Source organism: Amycolatopsis sp. NPDC059235 (assembly GCF_042754125.1).
In the GTDB taxonomy this organism is placed as follows: Bacteria; Actinomycetota; Actinomycetes; order Mycobacteriales; family Pseudonocardiaceae; genus Amycolatopsis; species Amycolatopsis albidoflava.
Genome location: NZ_JBHZAG010000028.1, coordinates 46202 through 64255 on the forward strand (window position 1 = coordinate 46202; position 18054 = coordinate 64255).

Annotated in this window: 16 protein-coding genes; 12 read left to right on the forward strand and 4 right to left on the reverse strand. The window is 68.5% G+C overall.

The window, feature by feature from the left end; translation table 11 throughout:
• Positions 1-46: 46 nt before the first annotated feature.
• From ACFXI3_RS19985 to ACFXI3_RS20025, 9 genes are all read left to right on the forward strand, one after another.
• Entirely contained in the window at positions 47-922 is an 876-nt protein-coding gene (locus ACFXI3_RS19985) for a DUF2877 domain-containing protein (protein WP_378401129.1), read from the forward strand.
• Positions 919-2460, forward strand: a complete 1542-nt coding sequence (gene fdrA, locus ACFXI3_RS19990; RefSeq protein WP_378401131.1) for an acyl-CoA synthetase FdrA — start codon at positions 919-921, stop codon at positions 2458-2460. Before ACFXI3_RS19985 ends, fdrA begins: the two co-directional genes overlap by 4 nt.
• Complete coding sequence (locus ACFXI3_RS19995; protein ID WP_378401133.1) at positions 2457-3899, forward strand: DUF1116 domain-containing protein; 1443 nt, start codon at positions 2457-2459, stop codon at positions 3897-3899. The genes fdrA and ACFXI3_RS19995 overlap by 4 nt, the downstream gene beginning before the upstream one ends.
• Positions 3896-5185 (forward strand): cytosine permease, encoded by a 1290-nt coding sequence (locus ACFXI3_RS20000; protein ID WP_378401135.1) that lies wholly within the window; start codon positions 3896-3898, stop codon positions 5183-5185. The genes ACFXI3_RS19995 and ACFXI3_RS20000 overlap by 4 nt, the downstream gene beginning before the upstream one ends.
• A gap of 214 nt (positions 5186-5399) precedes the next feature.
• A complete protein-coding gene (locus ACFXI3_RS20005) occupies positions 5400-6401 on the forward strand; it encodes an ABC transporter permease (protein ID WP_344272840.1) in 1002 nt (333 codons plus the stop codon).
• Positions 6402-6427: 26 nt separating this feature from the next.
• Positions 6428-8149, forward strand: a complete 1722-nt coding sequence (locus ACFXI3_RS20010) for an ABC transporter substrate-binding protein (RefSeq protein WP_378401138.1) — start codon at positions 6428-6430, stop codon at positions 8147-8149.
• 48 nt (positions 8150-8197) lie between these two features.
• Positions 8198-9226: an ABC transporter permease gene (locus tag ACFXI3_RS20015; protein WP_378401140.1), complete on the forward strand. Its 1029-nt coding sequence runs from the start codon at positions 8198-8200 to the stop codon at positions 9224-9226.
• Between the two features lie 6 nt (positions 9227-9232).
• Positions 9233-10225 (forward strand): ABC transporter ATP-binding protein, encoded by a 993-nt coding sequence (locus ACFXI3_RS20020; RefSeq protein WP_378401142.1) that lies wholly within the window; start codon positions 9233-9235, stop codon positions 10223-10225.
• The gene (locus ACFXI3_RS20025; RefSeq protein WP_378401144.1) at positions 10222-11211 is read left to right on the forward strand and encodes an ABC transporter ATP-binding protein; all 990 of its coding nucleotides are present in this window, start codon (positions 10222-10224) and stop codon (positions 11209-11211) included. Before ACFXI3_RS20020 ends, ACFXI3_RS20025 begins: the two co-directional genes overlap by 4 nt.
• 42 nt (positions 11212-11253) lie before the next feature.
• On the opposite strand, the gene ACFXI3_RS20030 is transcribed toward ACFXI3_RS20025, so the two are convergent.
• A complete protein-coding gene (locus tag ACFXI3_RS20030; protein ID WP_378401146.1) occupies positions 11254-11514 on the reverse strand; it encodes a hypothetical protein in 261 nt (86 codons plus the stop codon).
• A 162-nt stretch (positions 11515-11676) separates the two neighbouring features.
• Here ACFXI3_RS20030 and ACFXI3_RS20035 point away from each other — a divergent pair, with 162 nt between their 5' ends.
• Positions 11677-12678, forward strand: a complete 1002-nt coding sequence (locus ACFXI3_RS20035) for an alpha/beta fold hydrolase (protein WP_378401148.1) — start codon at positions 11677-11679, stop codon at positions 12676-12678.
• On the opposite strand, the gene ACFXI3_RS20040 is transcribed toward ACFXI3_RS20035, so the two are convergent.
• Positions 12675-13391 carry an ABC transporter permease gene (locus tag ACFXI3_RS20040; protein ID WP_378401209.1) on the reverse strand — a complete coding sequence of 239 codons (717 nt, stop codon included), beginning with the start codon at positions 13389-13391 and terminating at the stop codon, positions 12675-12677. The genes ACFXI3_RS20035 and ACFXI3_RS20040 overlap by 4 nt on opposite strands.
• A 44-nt stretch (positions 13392-13435) precedes the next feature.
• Positions 13436-14200 (reverse strand): ABC transporter ATP-binding protein, encoded by a 765-nt coding sequence (locus ACFXI3_RS20045; RefSeq protein WP_378401150.1) that lies wholly within the window; start codon positions 14198-14200, stop codon positions 13436-13438.
• Positions 14201-14359: 159 nt separating this feature from the next.
• Here ACFXI3_RS20045 and ACFXI3_RS20050 point away from each other — a divergent pair, with 159 nt between their 5' ends.
• Complete coding sequence (locus tag ACFXI3_RS20050; RefSeq protein WP_378401152.1) at positions 14360-15049, forward strand: helix-turn-helix domain-containing protein; 690 nt, start codon at positions 14360-14362, stop codon at positions 15047-15049.
• A 4-nt stretch (positions 15050-15053) separates the two neighbouring features.
• Here ACFXI3_RS20050 and ACFXI3_RS20055 read toward each other — a convergent pair whose 3' ends face one another.
• Positions 15054-15893: a hypothetical protein gene (locus tag ACFXI3_RS20055; RefSeq protein ID WP_378401154.1), complete on the reverse strand. Its 840-nt coding sequence runs from the start codon at positions 15891-15893 to the stop codon at positions 15054-15056.
• Between the two features lie 235 nt (positions 15894-16128).
• Here ACFXI3_RS20055 and ACFXI3_RS20060 point away from each other — a divergent pair, with 235 nt between their 5' ends.
• Positions 16129-17976 carry an alpha-L-fucosidase gene (locus ACFXI3_RS20060; protein WP_378401156.1) on the forward strand — a complete coding sequence of 616 codons (1848 nt, stop codon included), beginning with the start codon at positions 16129-16131 and terminating at the stop codon, positions 17974-17976.
• Positions 17977-18054 lie beyond the last annotated feature (78 nt).

Sequence of the window (18054 nt, forward strand, 5' to 3'; positions counted from 1 at the left end):
GGTATACCATATTGACGGGCAGGGTTCGGCGGGAAAGGCGGCGGCGATGCACGCAACGGCGGTCGCGTTGTCGATGGATGCCGTCGTCGCCGGGAAGGCGCGCGAAGGGGTCCTGCTAGGGGAAGTGCACTCCGTGTTCCGGCGAGTGCTGAACGTTGTCACGCAGCAAGATCAGCTCGTCGCGTTCGCTGCGGCCACTGTGGATGACGCTCCGTGGACGATCCGGGTCGACGTCGACGGCTGGTGTCGGCACCAGGTGGAAGCCGGGACGCCTGCGGTGGTCACAGCACAAGGTGCGACGTTCGGCGCGACTTCGGTCAAATTCGCCAAGCCGCGCTTATGGTATGCCAAAGATGCACCGTTGATCCTCGACCGGACGGAGCTCGCTGCCCGCGCCCGGCTGCTCGAGGAGCTGCTGGCGGCGCACGGCGTCCCCGGCGGAATGCGAGAAGGCAACACCTCCGACCCGTTCCAAGCGGCGGTCGGCATCCGGCTGCGCCAAGGACAAACGGCGCTCACCCAAGCCCTCCGGCGAAACGACGCCGAAGCCGCGCGAAAGGCCGCCGAAGGGCTCGTCGGCCTCGGCCCAGGTCTCACGCCCGCCGGGGACGACTTCCTCACCGGCCTGGCCCTCGTCGCCGCGCAGCCAGGCAGCCGCGCCACGAGCTTTCCCCGCCTGACCGGGAAAATCCTCGCCCGCACGACGCTGCTGAGCGCCGTCACCCTGCGCGAGGCAGCGAACGGCCGAGCCCGGGAAAGCCTCCTCGACCTCCTGCGCCGGCTCCTCGAGCCCGGCGGCGGGACCGGCCTGGCCGACGCCGTCGCGCGCGTCGCCGCCATCGGCCACACCTCCGGGACCGACCTGCTCTCGGGCGTGGCCGCCGGACTCCACCTGGAAAGCGAAATGAGAGGTTCCGTGTGACTGTCACAGCGGTGATCAAGAAGAACACCTATTTCGACTCGGTGTCCTTGATGTCCATCTCCACCAAGGCCAACCAGGCCGACGGCGTTGACCAGGCGTTCGTCGCCATGGGCACCGAGATGAACAAGGGCGTGCTGGACAACCTCGGCCTGCTCACGCCGGAACTCGCGGACGCGGCCAACGGCGACCTGATGATCGTCGTGGTCACCGAAGAAGGCACCGAAGACGTCGAGGAAATCCTCGCGCGCATCGAGGAACTGCTCGTCCGCAAACCGCCCGCGGAAGGCGAGACGGCCGTCGTGCACCGGACGATCGAGTCCGCTGCCCAGGGGAACGCGAACCTGGCGATCATCGCGGTCAACGGCGCCTACGCCGCCCGCGAGGCCCGCAAGGCGCTCGAGAACGACCTGCACGTGCTGCTGTTCAGCGACAACGTCCCGGTCGAGGACGAGATCGCGCTCAAGAATCTCGCCCACGACAAGGGTTTGCTGATGATGGGCCCGGACTGCGGCACCGCGATCATCAACAACACCGGCCTCTGCTTCGCGAACGCGGTCCGCCCCGGTTCGGTCGGCATCGTCGCCGCGTCGGGCACCGGGTCGCAGGAGGTCAGCGTCCGGGTGCACGCGCTCGGCGGCGGGATCTCGCAGCTCATCGGCACCGGCGGACGGGACCTGAGCGCCGAGGTCGGCGGCATCATGATGATCGACGGCATCCGCGCGCTGGCCGCCGACGACCGGACCGACGCGATCGTCCTCGTCTCGAAGCCCCCGGCGCCGGAGGTCGAGAAGAAGGTGCTCGCCGAGATCGCCGGCGCGGGCAAACCGGTCGTCGTCTACTTCATCGGCGGCTCCGAGGAAGCGGTCGCCGCCGCGGGCGGGCACTTCGCCGCCACCAGCCAGGACGCCGCGCTCCAGGCCGTCTGGCTCACCACCGATCCAGTCGCCGAGGTGCCCGCGCTGGACGCCGCGCACGTCGCCGCCGTGCGCGCGAAGCTCAAGTCGGAACAGCAGTACGTCCGCGGCATCTTCTGCGGCGGAACGCTGTGCGACGAATCGATGTACGCGCTGCTCAACGCGGGCGAGAACGTCTGGAGCAACATCCAGAAGAACCCCGAGTTCGTCCTCCCCGCCGGGGCCGCCAGCCGCGGCCACACCTTCCTCGACTTCGGCGACGACGAGTTCACCAACGGCCGTCCGCACCCGATGATCGACCCGTCGCTGCGCCTCGAACGCCTCGTCCGCGAGGCCGCCGACCCGACCGTCGCCGTGCTCGTCATGGACTTCGTGCTCGGCTTCGGCTCGCACGAAGACCCGGTCGGCGTGACGCTGCCCGCCATCGCCGAAGCCAGGCGCCTGGCCGAAAAGGACGGCCGTCACCTCGAAATCGTCGGCTACGTCCTCGGCACCGACCTCGACACCCCCGCGCTCGCCGGCCAGGTCGCCGCGCTCGAGGCGGCCGGGGTGACCGTCGCCCGCAGCAGCACCGAAACGGGCCAGTACGTCCGCGCCATCATCGGGAAGGAAGCCACCGCATGAGCACCCCCACCACCCGGCTGTTCGGGAGCGACCTCGACGTCGTGAACGTCGGCCTCACCATGTTCGCCGACGACATCGCCGCGCAGGGCGGGAAGGTCACCACCCTCGACTGGACCCCGCCGGGCAACGGGAAGCCGGACGTCATCGCGGCGCTCGACGCACTCGAAAAGCCCGAGCTGGCCGAGAAAATCGCCGCCGCGAACGCCGAGGCCGTCGACCGGATCACCAACGCCAAGCCGATGCTCGTCGGCTTCGGCCGCGCGCTCGACGTCGTCCCCGGCATGACGCCGAAGACCATCCTGCACGCGGGCCCGCCGATCACCTGGGAGCGGATGTCCGGCCCGATGAAGGGCGCGGTCACCGGCGCACTCGTCTTCGAGGGACTGGCAAAGGACCTCGACGAGGCCGCCGAAGTGGCTGCCAGCGGCGAAATTTCCTTCGAGCCGTGCCACGAACACGATTGCGTCGGCTCGATGGCCGGGGTGACGTCCGCGTCGATGTACATGCACATCGTCAAGAACGAGGCGCACGGCAATTACGCCTACACCAACCTGTCCGAGCAGATGGCCAAGATCCTCCGCATGGGCGCGAACGACGAAAGCGTCATCGAGCGTCTCGTGTGGATGCGTGACACCCTCGGCCCGATGCTCCAGGAAGCCATGGAGATCGGCGACCCGATCGACCTGCGCCTCATGCTCGCTCAGGCCGTCCACATGGGCGACGAATGCCACAACCGCAACATCGCGGGCACCGTCCTTCTGTTCCAGGCGCTCGCGCCCGCGTTGCTGCAGACGAATTTCAGCACGGAGAAGAAGAAAGAGGTCTTCGACTTCATCGCGAGTTCGGACTATTTCTCCGGCCCGACGTGGATGGCGATGGCGAAGGCCGCGCTCGACGCCGCGCACGGCATCGAAGGGTCCACAGTGGTCACCACGATGGCGCGAAACGGCGTGGAATTCGGTATTCGCGTCAGCGGGCTGCCGGGCAACCACTGGCTGACCGGACCCGCCCAGAAGGTCGTCGGCCCGATGTTCGCCGGGTACAAACCGGAAGACTCCGGGCTGGACATCGGCGACAGCGCTATCACCGAGACCTACGGCTTCGGCGGTTTCGCGATGGCCGCCGCGCCGGCGATCGTCGCGCTCGTCGGCGGCACGGTCGCGGACGCGGTGCGCTACACCCGCGACATGGCCGCGATCACCACCACTTCGAACCCGAACGTCACCGTTCCGTCGCTCGGCTTCACCGGCCTGCCGACCGGAATCGACGTCCGGAAGGTGCTCGACGCGGGCATCCTGCCGGTCATCAACACCGCGATCGCGCACAAGGAAGCGGGCATCGGCATGATCGGCGCGGGCATCACGCATCCGCCCGCCGAAGCGTTCGAGAAGGCGATCATCGCTCTCGCGGAAAAGCTCGCCGGGACTGATGCGCCATGACTACGCCGACAGTAGAGAACGGTCTCGAATCCGAGTTCGAGCATTCGCCGGTCCCGCAATCCCACCGCAAGTCGCTCTGGACGGTTTCGGCCGTGTGGTTCGGCTTCCCGATGATCCTGACGAACGCCGTGCCCGGCGGTCTCGTGGTCGCGATGCTCGGCTTCTGGCGGGGGCTCGCGGCGATCCTGCTGGCGAACCTGATCATGTTCGTTTACGTCAGCCTGCTCAGCCATCGCGCGGGGCAAACGGGCAAGAGTTTTTCCTTGCAGGCCACGGAAACCTTCGGCACCGCCGGATATGCGATCGCGTCCGGATTCCTGTCGACGGTCGTGGTCGGGTGGTTCGCGTTCAACACCGGCGCGACCGGCGCGAGTCTCAACAAAGCGTTCGGCTGGAACGAAACACTCGTCGCGTTGCTCGCCGGGCTGGCCTTCATCGCGGTGACCTACCTCGGTATCCGGGCGCTGTCCTGGCTCGGCGCGATCGCCGCGCCGTTGTTCGTCATCGCAGCGGGAACGGCGGTCTTCCTCGCCGCCGAGAACCACGATTTCGGGGCCATCACGAGCTATCCGGGCATCGGCGGGGGAGCGATGACCTTCGGCGTCGCGGTCACGTCGATCATGGCGACGTTCGCCGACTCCGGCACGATGACCGCGGACTTCACCCGGTGGTCGAAGAACGGCCGCCAGGCGGTGCTCGCCACGGTGACCGCGTTCCCGATCGCCAGCCTCGTCGCGCAGCTGTCCGGCGGCCTGCTCGTGGCCGCCGGGGCGATCGCGAGCGCGGACAAGGCGGGCGGCGATTTCACGCCGATCCTCACCGGGCCGGGCAATCCGGTGCTGAACGTGCTCGTCGTGGTGTTCGTGGTGGTCAACCTGGGTTCGGTGTGCACGCACTGCCTGTACAACGGCGCGCTCGGCTGGTCGCATCTGGTGCGGTCCAAGATGCGGATCCTGACGCTCGTGCTGGGCATCATCGGCGTCGTGGTGGCGCTGCTCGGCGCGTGGAACTACTTCGTGAACTGGCTGTCGATCCTCGGCGTGCTGGTGCCGCCGCTGGGCGCGGTGCTCATCGCGGACCAGATCCTCCTGCGCCGTCGCACCGCCGGACGCGCGGAGACCCGGTTCCGGCCCACCGCGTTCCTCGCGTGGGCGATCGGGGCCGCGGCGGCGTTGCTGGTACACCTCGTCGCACCGTCCTTTTCGGACGCCGTCGTGGGGCTCGTGATCGGGCTCCTCGCGTATCTGGCGATCGAGGCGCCGCGCACCCGCGCCGCCTCCTCCTGACCGGCAGCTGGGCCTCACGAGTTCAAGCGCGTGAGGCCCAGCTGCTTTCCATTCGCATTTGGTAGGCCGCATGTCGCTCCGGCGACGTGCGGCCCTTTTGCGCTGCGGCAAGAAGTACACAGCACGGCAACAATCCTCGAAGACACTCTTGTGATCTTGGGCGAGCACTTGGTATACCAAACGCCATCGTTTCGCTCTCGCTGAGGAGAACCCCGTGCAAGGTGTCGACACGGCCGCCGCCGCGCCCGCCCCGGTCGCGGCCGTCCGCACCGGCCGCACCCTCGTGGGCACGGCCTGGCTGCGGATCCGGCGCAGCCGCATCGCGATGGCGGCGCTGGTCGCGGTGTGCCTGATCGTGCTGTTCGCGATCCTCGCCCCGGTGCTGACCGGCATCGAGGGCTCCGACCCGTTCACCGCGCACACCGGCCCGGACTTCCTCGACGGCTTCACGACGCCCGGCCTGCCGCTGGACTACTACCGCTACCCGTCGTCCGAGCACTGGCTGGGCCTCGAACCCGGCCTCGGCCGCGACATCTTCGCGCGGATGGCCTACGGCGCGCGGGTTTCGCTGACCATCGCGCTGCTGGCCACCGTCGTCTCGGTCGTGCTGGGCACCGTGCTCGGCGCGGCGGCCGGCTACTTCGGCGGCAAGACCGACATGGTCATCAGCCGGATCATGGACCTGTTCCTCGCGTTCCCGCACCTGCTGCTGGTGTTGTCGCTGACGCCGATCCTGCAGTCCCGGCTGCGCGGCACCGCTCTCGATTCGGGCAGCCTGATCCCGATCTCCTCGCTGGTGATCATCCTCGGCTTCTTCGGCTGGGCGTATCTCGCGCGCGTGGTGCGCGGCCAGGTGCTCTCGATCCGCGAGCAGGAGTACGTCGAGGCGGCGAAGGCGTTCGGCGCGAGCCGTCGTTCGATCATCCTGAAGCAGATCATCCCGAACGTGCTGGGCGTCGTGCTCGTGTACGCGACGATGCTGATCCCGATCAACATCACCGCCGAAGCCGCGCTGTCGTTCCTCGGCGTCGGCGTGAAAGACCCGACGCCGTCGTGGGGCCAGATGCTCAACGCGGCGCAGGCGGGCAACTGGTATCTCTCCGACCCCTGGTTCCTGGCGGTGCCCGCGGGGGCGCTCGCGATCACGGTCCTGGCTTTCAACCTGCTCGGCGACGCTGTCCGGGACGCGCTCGACCCCAAAGCGTCCCGTCGCTGATTTCCCTTCTGCATAAGGAGTAGTTCGTGAAGAAAAGCACCACCGCGGCGGGAGCACTGGCGCTCGTCGCCGGGCTGACGCTGACCGCGTGCGGCGGCCCGAAACCCGCCGCGGGCGCGGGCAACGGGCAGCAGGACGTGACCAAGCGCGCCGCCGTGAAGGTGGCCGAGGGGTCCACGGCGAAGGGCGGCGACATCCACGTCCTGATGTCGTCGGACTTCCAGACCCTCGACCCGGGCAACAGCAACTACGTCCAGACCGCCAACGTCGGCCAGCTCTACTACCGCACGCTGACCATGGCGAAGGAGACCTCCGGCAAGCCGCCGACGATCGTGCCCGACCTGGCGACGGACCTCGGCAAGGCGTCGGCGGACGGCCTGACCTGGACGTACACCCTGCGCCAGGGCCTGAAGTACGAGGACGGCACGCCGATCACCGCGCAGGACATCAAGTACGGCGTCGAACGCACCTACGCGCGCGACGTCTACACCCAGGCCCCGCAGGAGCTCGACTCCGCGCTGACCGACGACGGCTACAAAGGCCCGTACAAGGGCGGCGATTTCAAGGCGATCGACACCCCGGACGAGCACACGGTCGTCTTCCACCTGAAGCAGCCGTTCGCCGAGTTCCCGGCGCTGGTGTCGCGGTCGAATACCGCGCCGGTACCGCAGGCGAAGGACACCAAACTCGACTACACGAACCACCCGGTGTCCAGCGGTCCGTACAAGATCGAGTCCTACGACCGCGGCCGCAGCCTGAAGCTGGTCCGCAACCCGAACTGGGACGCGGCGACCGACCCGAACCGCCCGGCGCTGCCCGACACCTTCACCTTCACGCTGTCGACCGCGCAGGCGACGATCAGCCAGCAGCTGCTTTCCAACGCGGACCCGACCGCGCTCACCCTCGACACCCAGGGCGCGCTGCAGCCGTCGGACATCGCGAAACTGTCCGCCGAGGACATCTCCAAGCGCACCGCCGCCGGTCTGCTCGGCTGCACTGACGTGCTGAACTTCAACACGACGACCATCACCGACCCGGACGTCCGCAAGGCGTTCGCGCTGGCGCTGGACCGCAACGCGATCCTGCTGCAGTACGGCGGCGAGCGGTTCGGCAACATCCCGCAGTCGTATATCAACGACGCGCAGAAGGGATACGTCGAGCAGCACACCGCACTGGACCCGAAGGGCCAGCCGAAGCTCGACGAGGCGAAGAAGCTGTTGCAGGGCAAGAACTATCCCAAGTCGCTGGTGTACGGCTACGCCGAAGCGTCCTCGAAGTACAAGGGCGTCGGCACCGTTCTGCAGCAGAACCTGAAGGCGCTGGGCGTCGACGTGCAGCTGCGCCCGATCCCGACTGCCAACTACTACACCGTGCTCGCCGGCGACCAGATGCCGGACATCGCGCGCTCCGGCTGGTGCGGCGGCGCGGACAGCGCGTCGGTGCGCTTCACCGTCGACCCGAACATCGGCCCGAGCCTCGACGGCAAGACCTACGGCTTCTCGAACATCCCGCGGTATTACGACGCCAAGCTGTCGGGCGAGCTGTACCAGCTGCGCGGGCAGAACGGGTCCGCCGAGGAGCTGGGCCGCAAGTGGGCTGCCGCGATGGACCAGATCATGCAGCAGTACCCGCTCGTGCCGCTGGTGCGCAACTACACCTACAGCGTGGTCGGTTCCAAGGTGCGCAACGCCCAGGTCGGCTACTTCTTCGGGTCGATCGACCTGTCGGCCGTCGGCGTCGGCCAGTAGCACCCCAGCGAGCACTCGAGCGACGAGAGAGGATTCCCCGGCGATGCGGTGTCCACAGTGGACCAGGCGGGTGCGGACGTGATCGGATTCCTGGCGCGGCGCGTGGCCGCGATGATCGTCCTGCTGGTCGTGATCAGCTTCGTCACGTTCGCGCTGTTCCAGGTCGGCCCGGCCGACCCGGCCGCCGCCGCGTGCGGGCAGGAGTGCACGCCGGAGCGGATCGACCAGGCCCGGATCGCGCTGGGCATGGACAAGCCGTTCTTCGTGCAGTACCTGGACTACCTGTCCGGCTTCGTGCACAGCCGGATGATCGGTGCGCCTGGCGCGCTGACGGTGTGCGCGTGGCCGTGCCTCGGCAAGTCGTTCCAGACCAACGAAGCGGTGACGGACGTGCTCGCGCGGGCGCTGCCGTACACGGTGTCGATCGCGGTCGGCGCGATTCTGCTGTGGACAGTCGCCGGGGTCTCGCTCGGTCTCCTCGCCGCGCTGCGCAAGGGACGGGCCGCCGACAAGCTGATCGTCGGCGCCGCCTCGGGCGGGGTGTCGCTGCCGATCCCGGTGACGGGTTTGCTGCTGCTGCTCGTGTTCGTGAGCACGCTGCACCTGCTTCCGTTCACCAGCAACGAGATCTCGTCGCCGTTCGGCCCGGCCGGCCCGCTCGGCTGGTTCGGCAACTACCTGCTCCCGTGGGTGGCGCTGGCGCTGCTGTTCAGCGCGCAGTACATCCGGATCACCCGGACCGCGATGCTGGAGACCTTCGGCGAGGACTTCATGCGCACCGCGAGGGCGATGGGGCTGCCGCGCCGGCGCGTCGTGTTCAAGCACGGCGTGCGGGCGGGCATCACCCCGATCGTCACGATGCTCGGCCTCGACATCGGCAGCCTGCTGGGCGGCGCGGTGCTGACCGAGCAGATCTTCTCCGTGCCGGGCGTCGGGTTCACCGCGGTGCACGCGGCGCAATCCGGCGACCTGCCGGTGACGATGGCGGTCACCATGATGGCCGCCTTCTTCATCATCGTGGCCAACGTGGTCGTCGACCTGTGCTACGCGGTGATCGACCCCCGAGTGAGAGTCTGAGGGCACGTGTCTGCAACCGAAACGCTTCTGGCGGTCCGCGATCTGCGCGTCGCCTTCCCGACCGACGACGGCGTCGTGCACGCGGTCAACGGGATGGACCTGACGCTGGGCAAGGGCGAGACGATCGGGCTGGTCGGGGAGTCGGGGTCCGGCAAGACCGTGACCAGCCAGGCGCTGCTGGGCCTGTTCAATGGAACGCCGGCGACGGTGACCGGAGAGATCGTGCTCGACGGGACCGATCTGAACACCCTGTCCGAATCCGCGATGCTGGCCTACCGGGGCAAGAAGATCTCGATGATCTTCCAGGACCCGCTGTCGGCGATGCATCCGTTCTACCCGGTCGGTTCGCAGATCGCCGAGGTGTACCGGACGCACAACCGGGTGTCGCGCAAGGCCGCGGCCGAGGTCGCGGTCGACATGCTCGGACGGGTCGGCATTCCGGACCCGCGCCGTCGTGCGGCCGGGTACCCGCACGAGTTCTCCGGCGGGATGCGGCAGCGGGCGATGATCGCGATGGCCCTGGTGTGCGAGCCGGAACTGCTCGTCGCGGACGAGCCGACCACGGCGCTGGACGTGACCGTGCAGGCGCAGATCCTGGACCTGATCGGCGAACTGCAGGCCGAGACGGGCACGGCGGTGATCATGGTGACGCACGATCTCGGGGTGGTGGCACAGGTGTGTCACCGGGTCGCGGTGATGTACGGCGGGATGTGCATGGAGGTCGCGTCCGTCGACGACCTCTTCGCCGCGCCCGGCCACCCCTACACCCAGGGCTTGCTGGCGTCGATGCCGTCGCTGGCCGAGGAAACCGGACGGCTGCGGCCGATCCCGGGCTTCCCGCCCGCGCTGCTCGACCTCCCGGCGGGGTGTCTGTTCGCGGATCGGTGCCCGCGGGCGTCGTCGGTGGCCGACGATCGATGCCGGACGGAGCTGCCGTTGCTGTCCGGTGCCGGGCATCTGTCGCGGTGCCATCTCGGTGATCTCGAGGAGGCGGCATGACCGAGCTGCTGGAGGTCCGGGACCTCGTGAAGCATTTCCCGGTGCGCTCCGGGCTGTTCCGTTCGGCCGGCGCGCTGAAAGCCGTGGACGGGATCAGCTTCTCGATCGGGGTCGGGCAGACGCTCGGCCTGGTCGGCGAATCCGGCTGCGGCAAGTCCACGACCGGCAGGCTGGTGATGCGCCTGCTGGACCCGACGTCGGGCAGCATCCGGCTGGCCGGGGAGGAAATCGGCGCCCTGCGCGGCGCCGCCCTCCAGGAATACCGGCGGCGCGTGCAGATCGTCTTCCAGAACCCGGCCTCGGCGCTGAACCCGCGCCAGTCCGTGGGCACGGCGATCGCCGCGCCGCTGCTCGCGCAGGGCATCACGCCGCCCGGCGGGGTGAAGGCGCGGGTGCGGGACCTCATGGACCGGGTGGGCCTGCGGCCGGACCACTACAACCGGTTCCCGCACGAGTTCTCCGGCGGGCAGAAACAGCGGGTGGGCATCGCGCGGGCGCTGGCGCTGGACCCGCGGCTGATCGTGTGCGACGAACCGGTGTCCGCGTTGGACGTTTCGGTGCAGGCGCAGGTGATCAATCTGCTGCAGGACATCCAGCAGGAGACCGGGGTGGCGTACCTGTTCATCTCGCACGACCTGTCCGTGGTGCGCCACTTCGCCGACCAGGTCGCGGTGATGTATCTGGGACACCTGGCGGAACACGGCCGGACTTCCGATGTCTTCGCGGCTCCTCGGCATCCCTACACGCGAGCCTTGCTGTCGGCCGTGCCTTCGCCTTCGCCGGGTGCGGACCGCTCAGGCCGGATCCGGCTGGCCGGCGACTTGCCGAGCCCCTCGGACCCGCCGAGCGGCTGTGTCTTCCGGACCCGGTGCCCGCTTTATGCGGCACTGGGGGAGGCGCGGCAGCGGTTGTGCCGGGAGCAGGTGCCCGCTTCGGTTTCGGGAGCGGCCTGCCACCACGTGGCAGCTCCGGCTTTGGCCGAGTGAGGCGGTTTCCCCGGCCTTTCCGGCCGGGGAAACCCTTCTCGTTCAGTTCGTGTGCGAGATTTCGATGTAGTGCTTGCCTTTCATGGGAATGCACTCGGCACCGTCGACAGTGGGGTCCGGCGGCAGGGCGCGCAGGGCGTGCACGCAATCGTCCGGGGTTTCGTAAGGCCCTTTGTACTCGAGGTGGCTGGCGAACGCCGTGCCGCTGAGCAGCAGAGAACCGCCGGTGGCGGCGACGCAGACGGCAGCGGTGGCCCAGAATTTCCGCATGGTCATTTCGATCCCTCCGGTTGCGGCGATCATGCCGACCGCCTCCTCCCCATCCCTACCCTCCCGGATTTGCCCCGAACCGGTTCTTGCCTGTTCGGCTAAAAGGAATTGATCGAACGGGCACCGGACGCAACCCCTTGCCGGAACAGCAAGTTTCCGTGCCATCGCCGGGGCGGCCTGGCGAAACTGGGCCCCATGATCACCGCATCCCGGCTGGTGCCGCGCTCTGTCGCGGCGCTTGCCCTGTCCCTCTTGCTCACCATCGGCACCGTGGCCTGTTCCACCCCTCCCGCTGCCGCTCCTTACGCCGCCGCCACCCAGAACGATCCCGCGTTCCAAGGCACCTTCCGGCACGAGTTCGCCGACGTCGACGGCGTCCGCATGCATTACGTGACGGGTGGAAGCGGAAGCCCGGTCGTCCTGATCCACGGCTGGCCGCAGACCTGGTACGGCTGGTGGCCGGTCATGCCCGCGCTCGCGAAGCACCACACCGTCTACGCGATCGACCTCCCCGGGCTGGGCGACAGCACCGGCACCCCGAGCGGATACGACAAAGCCACCCTGGCGCGGTACGTGCACACCCTGATCGCCGAGCGGTTGAAGATCCGGGACGCCGCCGTCATCGGCCATGATTTCGGTGCGGCAGTGGCTTTTCAGTACGCGAGCCAATTCCCTCGCGACACCTCCCGGCTCGGCTATTTCGACCTGCCGCTGCCGGGTCCCGCGATCAACGCGGCTGTTTACCGGACATTGAGCTGGCACATCGCCTTCCACTCCCAGCGCCGGGTCCCGGAAGCGGTTGTCGGGGATGATGTCCGCGAGTATCTCGCGCTGTTCTATCCGCAGGTTTCCTTCGGCGGGACCGCATTCGGCGGCACCTCGGACAAGTCCCCGTTCACCGACGCCGAAGTCAACGAATACACCCGAACCTACAGCCAGCCCGCGGTTCTGTCCGGCGGCTTCGAGCTTTACCGGGCACTGGACAAGGACGTTCGCGACACGGTGGCCGCGGCACCGGTGAAGGCGCCGACGTTGCTCCTGACCGCCCAAGGCCAGCTGGATGCCATCCGGGCGACGGTGGCTCCGCGGGTGACCGACATCGTCCAGGCGGCGGACGTGCCGCACGCGGGGCATTGGCTGGTTGAGGAGAACCCACAGTTCGTTACGGGGGAGTTGGAGCGCTTCCTGAACCGCTAACCGTGCTGCTTGCGGCGGTAGATCAGCGTGGCGAAGACAGATGCGAGGGCGAGGACGCCGATACACCAGCCGAGGGCGGTCCAGATCTCGGTGCTGACTGGCTGCTGGGTCAACAGGCCGCGGATGGCGTTGACGATGGACGTCGTCGGCTGGTGTTCGGCGAAGGCGCGCACCGGCCCGGGCATCGTGCTGGTCGGGACAAAAGCCGAGCTGACGAACGGAAGGAAGACGAGCGGGTAGGAGAACGCGCTCGCACCGTCGCCGGACCTCGCGGTCAGGCCGGGGATGACGGCGAGCCAGGTCAGCGCCAGGGTGAACAGGAGCAGGATGCCGGCGACCGCGAGCCAGGCCGCTATTCCCGCTCCGGAGCGGAATCCCATCAGCACGGCGACGCCGACGACGACCGCGGCGGAGACGAGGTTGGCGACCAGCGACGTCAGCACGTGTCCCCACAGGACAGCGGACCGGGCGATCGGCATGGACCGGAACCGCTCGAAAATCCCGCTCTGCAAGTCCTGGAAAAGCCGGAACGCGGTGTAGGAGATACCGGAGGCGACGGTGATCAGCAGGATTCCGGGCAGCAGGTAGGTCACATAGCTGCCGGAACCGTGCTGGATCGCGCCGCCGAAGACGTAGACGAACATCAGCAGGAACGCGATCGGCAGAACGGCGGTCGTGATGACGGTGTCCGGGCTGCGCGCGATGCGGCGCAGTTAGCGTCCTAACAGGACAGTGGTGTCGGCGAAGAAGTGTTTGGTCATCGGTGCTCCTTGACGATCGCGAAGAAGACGTCTTCGAGCGTCGGCTGTTTCTCGACGTATTCGACCCTGGCCGGCGGCAGCAGTCGCTTGAGTTCGGCGAGGGAGCCGTTCACGATGATCCGGCCTTGGTGCAGGATCGCGATCCGGTCGGCGAGTTGTTCGGCCTCGTCCAGGTACTGGGTCGTGAGCAGCACGGTCGTGCCGTGCCCGGCGAGTTCCTTGACGGCCAGCCACACCTCGGCGCGCGCCCGCGGGTCGAGGCCGGTGGTCGGCTCGTCGAGGAAGACGACCGGCGGGTTCCCGATGAGGCTCATCGCGAGGTCGAGGCGACGGCGCAGCCCTCCCGAATACGTCGCCGCCCTCCGCGCGGCCGCGTCCTCCAAGGAGAACCGGGCGAGCAGATCGTCCGCGACGCGGCCCGGGTTTCGGAGGTGCCGCAACCGGGCGACGAGCACGAGGTTTTCCCGGCCGGTGAGGATTTCGTCCACGGCGGCGAACTGGCCGGTGAGGCTGACGGATTCCCGCACGTCCGCCGAGCGCGCGGCGACGTCGAATCCGTTGACGTGTGCCGTTCCCGCGTCGGCCTTCAACAGGGTGGCGAGGATGCGCACGACCGTCGTCTTGCCCGCCCCGTTTGAGCCGAGCAGCGCGAAGATGCTGCCCCGCGCCACGTCGAAGTCCACGCCGCGCAGCACTGGCAGTGCTTTGTACGATTTTTCCAGGCCTCGCACCCGGATCGCGGGTTCGGAGGTCGCGGGCATCGGAGCCTTCCTTCCTCGGTGCGGATGAACGGCCGGAACTTATCGGCGGTCTTCCGTGCCAGGGAAACCTCGCACCTCGCTGCGTTGAGTTATTTGCGCAGGTCAGGATGGTCTTGTTGGTGCATCAGGACTAGGGTTATTGCAACGAGGAGGTTTGAGATGCCTGGGTCCCGGCTGACTCGCCGCGACCGGCGGGTCATCGCCGCCGGTCTGGCCGACGGGCTCGGCTACGCCGAGATCGCGCGCCGGCTGGCCCGGCCGACCTCGACCGTCAGTCGCGAGGTCACGCGCAACGGCGGACGCGCCGGGTACGCGCCGGACGCCGCACACCAAGCCACGAAACGGCGCGCGCACCACCGCAAACCCGGTGCTGTCCAAAGCCGTCGCACGGAAACCACGGTCGAGCAGCAGTTGGCTGCCACGCTGATCGGCACCGGCGTGCCCGGCATGGCCGGGAGAGTGCTCGCCGCGCTGCTCGTCACGGACGACGCCGGAATGGGCGCCGCGGAGCTGGTCGAGCACCTGCGGGTGAGCCCGGCGTCGATCTCCAAAACGGTCCGGTATCTCGAAGGCGAGGGTTTGCTGCGCCGGGAGCGCACCGGGAAAAGCCGTGCGGAACGGTACGAGGTCGGTCCCGACGCCTGGTTTCAGGCCTTCCTCGCCAGCGCGCAGCGGAATCACCAGCTCGCCGACGCCGCGCGCCGCGGATCCGCTCGCCTCGGCCGGTCGACTCCGGCCGGCGCGCGGCTGCACGCCCTGAGCCGGTTCCACCAGCAGCTCGCCGACGACATCATCGAGCGGGCCCGGCATTGGCGCTCCGTGCTCCACTCGCTGGAGCCGACCCGGTGAGAAGTCAATCGGTCCAGCACTGCCGGATGAGGCGTTCCAGCTCATCCAGATGACGCCGGGCTTCCTGAGCCTGCTCGGCCTCGGCCGTGTCGAAGAGCTGCTCCAGTTCGAGAAGCGCGGCTTGCGCCCGCTGCTCCGGCGAGCGTGAGCCCGCCCAGGGCTCGCTCCACTGGCCGGACCCTTCCCGGCTCACCGCGGACCGGAAGATCAATTCCTCCACGGTATCCGTGGCCAACCCGAGTTCAGCTGCCCATGAGGTCAGCAATCCGACGTACTTCTCGTAAACGGCAGGCCGCCACGCGTCGATCATCAGGTGCTGGCCAGTGTGCGTCGAGACCCACCGGCGGACAACGGCGTCGAGGATCGGGGCTCTGTCCGAGGAACGAGCGGCGGTGACGAACCGCAGGTACTTGGTGCCGAATGCCACGCCTAGGTAGCGCAGCGGTTTCTCCGCCAGATCGCGGAACGCCGCCAACCCGCCGTGCTCACGCGCGACGACAGCTGCCTCCGCCAGCCGATCGACGGCGTGCGGGTTTTCGGTCAGCACGCGGGCGGTGCGCCATGGGCCGTAACCGACGCGTCCGTATCCCCAGATCATCGCGGCCAGGAACGCACGCTCCGCACCCTCCGGGGTCGTCGCGTCCGCCGCGTGGCGAGCGGCTTCGGCTCGGTCGATGCGCTCGGGCAGGGCGTCGAGGAACGCGTGCTGACTTGGGAAGTGCCTGCGCCAGGCCTCGCGAGACCAGCGGATCGGCGGCTGAACCGGCTCGTCCTGGTCCCGCCAGCGTTGGACGGCGCTGGTCAACGCGGCCGGAACCGGCGGCTCGCCTGCAGTGACTGTCATGTGACCCCCTCGCGTAGATGACCGTGGTACTACACGGCAATCCATCTGATCACTGGGCCTCCGCGACAACACGAGCCGGGAACCAGGCAGAGAGCTTGGAACAGGGCTGATCCAAGCCTCGGCGCTCGGGTGAAAGCCGGTCCGCCTCCGCCGATCAGGTCTAGACATCCGATGGATGCCCGACTTAGGCTCCCCGCCGTCACCGTTCGGTCACGGATCCGACAGGAGGACCGCCGTGTCGATTCCCGCGAGCCTGGCGCTTGCCGCGGTACTGGCGGCCGGGGGAACCGCCGCTCCCGCCGTCTCGGACACCACCGGCTGCCACGGGCCGATCCGCCCGGCGGCGATCCAGGCCCTGCAGTCGTGCGACGGCATGGACCGGATCCTCGCCAAAGCCGCCGCGACCGTGCCGCGCGCCGGGCAGGTCGCCTGGCAGCAGCGGCCGGTCACCGCGTTCACGCACTTCGGCATGAACACTTTCACCGACCGGGAATGGGGCTCCGGCGCGGAAAAGGAGTCGACGTTCGCGCCGACCGCAGTCGACACCGACCAGTGGATGCGGTCGATGAAGGCGGCCGGCGTGACGCAGGTGATGCTGACGGCGAAGCATCACGACGGATTTGTCCTTTACCCGACGCGCTACACGAACCACTCCGTCGTCGCGAGCCCGTGGTGGATCACGCCTGGCTGCGCCGACGATGCGGTGGCCAAGGCCCGTGCGGCCGCGCAGGATGGCCGGGCGCAGGATCCGTCCGCATATTGGCAAGTCCGGGCCTCCGGATGCGCCAATCCGCGCGGGGACATCCTGCGCGATTACGTTGATTCGGCACGGAAAGCCGGACTGAAAGTCGGCGTGTACCTGTCGCCCGCGGACGGAGCCGAGTTGCCCGCGCAGTTCTTCGCTGACCAGGTGAAGCGGGTCGAAGCGAAGGTCGCGGCCGGGCAGCCGTTGAGCATCGAGGAGCAGGCGACCTACGACGACCGGGGGAATGCGCCCGCTGGTCAGGGCCGGTACGGGACCGGCAGCGCGGCGAAGGTCCGCACGATCCCGTCGCTGGTCCCGAACGACGACCGGGCGCCGGCGCTCGCGGCTGGGAAACTGCCGAAGTTCACCGTCACTGAGGACGATTACAACACCTACTACCTGAATCAGATCTACGAATTGTTCACGCAGTACGGTCCTATCGACGAGCTGTGGCTGGACGGGGCGAATCCCTGGCGGGGCAACGGAATCAGCGAGAACTACGACTTCACGACCTGGTTCCGGATGATCCACGCGCTCTCGCCGGACACGGTCACGTTCGCCGGACCGGCGGGCGTGCGCTGGGTCGGCAACGAGCAAGGCCAAGCCCGCCAGACGGAATGGAGTTCCCTGCCGACCACCGGCGATCCGAACACCGCGCACAACGAGGAGCTGTTCGTCGGCGGTGCGGAGGGCGCCGACCTCGGTTCGCGGCAGGTGCTCGCCGACCCGTCCGTGCGGTACCTGGAGTGGGCGCCGGCCGAAGCTGATGTGTCAATCCGGCCGGGCTGGTTTTACCACCCGGACGAACAGCCGAAGACACCCGCGCAACTCATCGGCCTCTACCGCGCCTCGGTGGGCCGCAACGCCTCGCTGCTGCTGAACGTTCCGCCAGGACCGGACGGCCGCGTCGCTCCGGCGGACAGCGCGGCGTTGGCGTCCTTCGGGCAGGCTATCGCGAGGACGCAGGCGCGGAACCTCGCCGCCGGTGCGCGGGGGCTGAACGCGGTCACGGATTCCTCGCTCACCACGTCGTGGTCGCCGCCGCGCGGTGCACTCGCCGGGACGATGGACGTCGTGCTGCCTTCGGACGTCGCCTTCGATCAGATCCGGCTGGGGGAGGACATCACCCGGGGCCAGCACGTCGAAGGCGCGACCGTTCAGGCCGAAGTGGACGGTTCCTGGCGCACGATCGCGACTGTCACCACGATCGGCGCCAACCGTCTCGTCACCCTTCCCTCGCCGATCACCGCGCGCCACCTGCGCCTCGTCGTCACGCAGTCGCGGGCGACGCCGTATCTGGCTACCTTCGCGTTGTACCGCACTGTCCCCGCCGCCTGAGAGGAAGTCATGACTCTACGCCGCAGAGCTTGGCTCGCCGCTATCGTCGCGACGAGTGCCCTCACCGTCGTCCAGCCG